General features: G+C 71.6%; 3 protein-coding genes. 1 reads left to right on the plus strand and 2 read right to left on the minus strand.

The features are described 5' to 3' along the window. Together B0W88_RS30665 and B0W88_RS30670 are read right to left on the minus strand one after the other, a co-directional pair. On the minus strand, positions 1-328 hold a 328-nt coding region (locus B0W88_RS30665), incomplete at its 3' end, for a cation:proton antiporter (protein ID WP_198937987.1). Beyond that, positions 328-1,560, minus strand: a complete 1,233-nt coding sequence (locus tag B0W88_RS30670; RefSeq protein ID WP_158080976.1) for a phosphatidylserine/phosphatidylglycerophosphate/cardiolipin synthase family protein — start codon at positions 1,558-1,560, stop codon at positions 328-330. The genes B0W88_RS30670 and B0W88_RS30665, both read right to left, overlap by 1 nt. Positions 1,561-1,836: 276 nt before the next feature. Here B0W88_RS30670 and rpoN point away from each other — a divergent pair, with 276 nt between their 5' ends. Beyond that, positions 1,837-3,291, plus strand: coding sequence for an RNA polymerase factor sigma-54 (gene rpoN, locus B0W88_RS30675; protein WP_077038278.1), 1,455 nt, complete (start codon positions 1,837-1,839; stop codon positions 3,289-3,291). Positions 3,292-3,398: the final 107 nt, after the last annotated feature.

Below are 3,398 nucleotides of genomic sequence, written 5' to 3' on the forward strand. Positions count from 1 at the left end.
CCACCGAGGCCAGCAAGCCGACGGTGGCCAGCAGCACCGGCGCCCGCCAGGCCGACCAGCGCGCGGCGATGCGGATCTTCATGCCGATGGCAAACAGCGACAGCAGCACCGCCACTTCCGCCAGGATGCGCAGCAGGTTCGCCTGGGCCGGTTGGTGCAGGTTCATCAGGTCGGGCAGCGGCGGCGTGGCCACGGCGCCGGCCAGCGCGCCGGCCAGCAGGTAGACCAGGGCCGGCGAGAGCGGCAGCCGCTTGACCAGCGGCTCGGCCAGCGCCATGGCCACCAGCACGGCGCCCATCAGCAGCATGCCGGCGCTGAGCGCTCCCATCACAGCAGGAACTCGAAGCGCCGCGCCGTCCACTCCTTCATCTTGTCCAGGCCGCCGCGGCCCAGCCAGCGATGCAGCAGCACCTCGCGGCTCTGCGCCACGTCCTGGCGGAACATGGCCTCCATCTGCAGCGCGAAGGCGCTGTCCAGCACCACCAGGTTGGCCTCGGCGTTGTGCACCAGGCTGCGCCAGTCGAGGTTGCTGGAGCCGACGGTGGCCCAGACGCCGTCGATCACCGCGGTCTTGGCGTGCAGCAGCCGGTCGTGCCGCTCGTGGATGCGCACGCCGGCGCGCAGCAGCGAGCCGAAGTGCCAGCGGCCCGCGTGCAGCGGCGCCCAGAAGTCGCTGCGCCCGGGCAGCACGAGCTGCACGTCCACGCCGCGCTGGGCCGCGTCGGTCAGCGCGCGCAGCAGGCGGCGCGGCGGCACGAAGTAGGCGCTGGTGATGTAGATGCGCGAGCTCGCCGCGCCCACGGCGGCCAGCAGCGCGCGGTAGAAGTCGTTGTGCCCGGGCCCGCACTCGGCCGCGGCCACGCCGGCGCGGTGCTGGCCGGCCGCGCGCGGGATCGGGAAGTAGCAGGCCTCGCCCCCGGGGCCGCGGCCGGTGTGGCGCTTCCATTGGTCGATGAAGAGCTGCTGCAGCTCGTTGACGACCGGCCCCTGCACGCGCACATGCGTGTCGCGCCAGTCGGCGCTGGCGAAGGCATCGGCGCCCACGTCCCCGCTGACATCCGATTTGAGCGGCGAGGAGCCGGCGTACACGCCGCTGATGTTGAGGCCGCCGATGAAGCCGGTGCGGCCGTCCACGATCATCAGCTTGCGGTGGTTGCGCCGCTGCAGCGCGTTGCCGACCCAGGTGCGCAGCTGGCCCAGCGGATGGTGCTCCAGCAGGCTGATGCCGTCGCGCCGCAGTGCCTCGAAGACACGCCGCGAGGTGCCCCAGCAGCCGGCGCTGTCGAAGGCCAGGTTGACGCGCACGCCCTTGCGGCGGCGCGCCACCAGGCGGCTCAGCAGCTCTTCGCCCGGGCCCTGGTTCTCGACGATGTAGCTGGCCACGTTGATATGGTCCCGCGCTTCGTCCACCGCCTCGTACATGGCACCGAAGGTCTCGGCGCCGTCGCGCAGCAGCTCCACATGGTTGCCGGCCAGCAGCGGGCGGCTGATCGAGCGCGTCAGCGCCTGCAGTTGCTGCCACTCGGGCGTGGTGAGGGTGCGGGTCAGCGTGTGGCTCATCATGGCCGGCGAGCTGCAAGGCGCGGGCCACCGGGCGGCGCGGGTGGCGCGTTGTCCGACACCGCCCAGCGGCGAGCGGGTATGCCGATTGCTGCCGCCGCCGGGCCGGCCGCGACCTTCTTGCCGCAAGCTTGACCTGTCGATGCAGGTTTTCAGGGTTCTCGTGTATCCGCTACCGCAGCCCGCAGGCCCGAAAAACAGGGGCCTGGCGGGGCCGGATTTCCGCCTGTCCTACACAGCCCGGCGATCGGCACGGCGCTTGCGGCAAGGCCTCGCATGAGCACGAATCCCGCATCCCCCCGCCTCAGCCTGCACGCCGACGCCGCCCAGCGCCAGACCCTCTCCCCGCGACTCCAGCACGCCGTGCGGCTGCTGCAGCTGTCCTCGCTCGAATTCAGCCAGGAGCTGCAGCAACTGCAGGGCCGCAACCCCTTCCTCGACTTCGAGGACGAGGAGCTGCCTGGCGCCACGGCGGCCGAGGCCGCGCCCGACGACGATGGCCCGGGCCCTTCCGACAACAGCTTCGGCGACGAAGACCGCGACAGCTGGATCGGCGAGGCCGGCCGCGCCACGCGCCAGAACGAGAGCGGCGACGCCAGCGCGCTGGACTTCGTGCCGCGCGTCAAGAGCCTGTCCGAGCACCTGCATTTCCAGCTCTCGCTGCTGCGCCTGACGCCGCGCGACCGCCTGCTGGCCGACGCGATCATCGACTCGCTGGACGACGACGGCTACCTGCGCATCGACACCGACGAGCTGCTCCCGCTGTTCGACGAGCTGCAGCCGGTGGTCGAGCCCGAGGAGCTGCTGATCGCGCTGCGCCGCGTGCAGTCGCTGGACCCGCTGGGCGTGGGCGCCCGCGACGTCAGGGAATGCCTGTCGCTGCAGCTCGCCAACATCGCCTGCCCGAACGAACGCTCGCTCGCCGCCGCCGTCATCGAGCTGGAGCTGGAGGCGCTGGCCAAGCACCAGTGGGCCAGCATGGCGCGCCGCCTGGCCTGCACGCCCGAGGCGCTGGACGGCGCCGCCCGCCGCATCCGCCAGATGGACCCGCGGCCCGGCTGGCGCTATGGCGCCGCGCAGACCCGCTACATCACGCCGGACGTGATCGTGCGCAAGAAGCGCGGCAAGTGGGTGGCGACGCTGAACAGCAGCGTGGTGCCGCGGGTGAGCCTGAACAGGACCTACGCAGACCTGATGCAGCAGCACAGTAGCGCCGCGGGCTCCGAGCTCACCGGCCACCTGCAGGAAGCGCGCTGGACGCTGCGCAACATCGAGCAGCGCTTCTCCACCATCGAGAGCGTGGCCCAGGCGATCGTGGATCGGCAATCGCATTTCCTCGACTACGGCCCGATGGCGATGAAGCCGATGGGGCTCAAGGAGATCGCCGAGTCGCTGGGCATGCACGAGTCGACCGTCTCGCGCGTGACCAACAACAAGTACATGGCCACGCCGGCCGGCGTGTTCGAGCTGAAGCACTTCTTCTCGCGCGCCCACGTCAACAGCAATGGCAGCGCCTGCTCGCCCACGGCCATCCGCGGACTGGTGCAGCGCATGCTGGAGAACGAGTCCGGCCAGGCCGCCCAGTCCGATGCCGAGATCGCCCGGCGCCTGCGCGCGCAGGGGCTGGACGTGGCGCGGCGCACGGTGACCAAGTACCGCCAGATGCTCAAGATCGAGCCCTGCGACCAGCGCCGCAAGGCGGCGGCCGTGTCAGTCGAGGCTATGCGTTAGTCGAGTCTCGCCCCGGCGGCGGCGGGTGGCGCAGTTCCTCGTCGGCGCTGCCGGGATCTTCCTCGCCGGCGACGGACTTGTCCGGGTCGCTCTCGGGCGGCCGGCGG

Origin of the sequence: Pelomonas sp. KK5 (assembly GCF_001984095.1) — a bacterium.
In the GTDB taxonomy this organism is placed as follows: Bacteria; Pseudomonadota; Gammaproteobacteria; order Burkholderiales; family Burkholderiaceae_C; genus KK5.